We start from the raw sequence: 655 nt of genomic DNA, 5'->3' as shown, positions 1-655 counted from the left end.
ATCCAATGCTGTTCACCGTTCCAATAGAAATATTCATCATTGTTATTTTTCCCGCTAACTTGTTTGTAAGTTCTCACACTCAGCATAAGGGCGCTTTCCCAGCTAAATCTTGCTACAACACCATATCGATAACTATTCATCTTGGTGCTGTATTCCCACTTAGGAAGAGAAATAATTAGCTCTGACGTTAAGTTTGGTGCACTCTCAAGATATGAATTATTACTTTGCTGATTTAATAATAGTTGAAAAACATGATTAGCATAGACCCGGCCGTCAGTGCCAGCTAAAACATCTTTAAACACCAATTTTTCATAAGTAATCCCCATTTTCCCTTTTGGTACGTTGATATCTCTATTTAACAGAACTAAAATTTGTGAATTCTTTTTTCGGGTAATCCAGGACTGCGGCTTAAGATTAATTACATCTTTTTGCACATCCGCCACCTTTTTCCAATCGTCAATTGTAATTAAGATCAACTGATAATCATAGTCCAACGCAGTGGCATCCAATTTGTAATCAACAACGTTAGTTCGCACAAACTCATTTGTTTCCATCTAAGTAAGCCCCCACAATTTTAATTTCATCTGGTGTCAAAACTAATTTACCTTCACTATCTATCAATGCTGGAATTTCCATAATGTTTTTATTTACATCC

The 655-nt window shown here is 35.6% G+C and carries 1 protein-coding gene; it reads right to left on the bottom strand.

Going from position 1 to position 655, the window contains the following annotated elements:
* Positions 1 to 554, bottom strand: a 554-nt coding sequence (locus tag D1831_RS14280; RefSeq protein ID WP_148096388.1) for a hypothetical protein, incomplete at its 3' end; no start/stop codon positions are given.
* Positions 555 to 655: the final 101 nt, after the last annotated feature.

The organism is Lactiplantibacillus garii, from assembly GCF_003885105.1.
Taxonomy (GTDB): Bacteria; Bacillota; Bacilli; order Lactobacillales; family Lactobacillaceae; genus Lactiplantibacillus; species Lactiplantibacillus garii.
The sequence above is the reverse complement of the archived record's forward strand: the minus strand, read 5'-3'. Positions and strand labels throughout refer to the sequence as shown.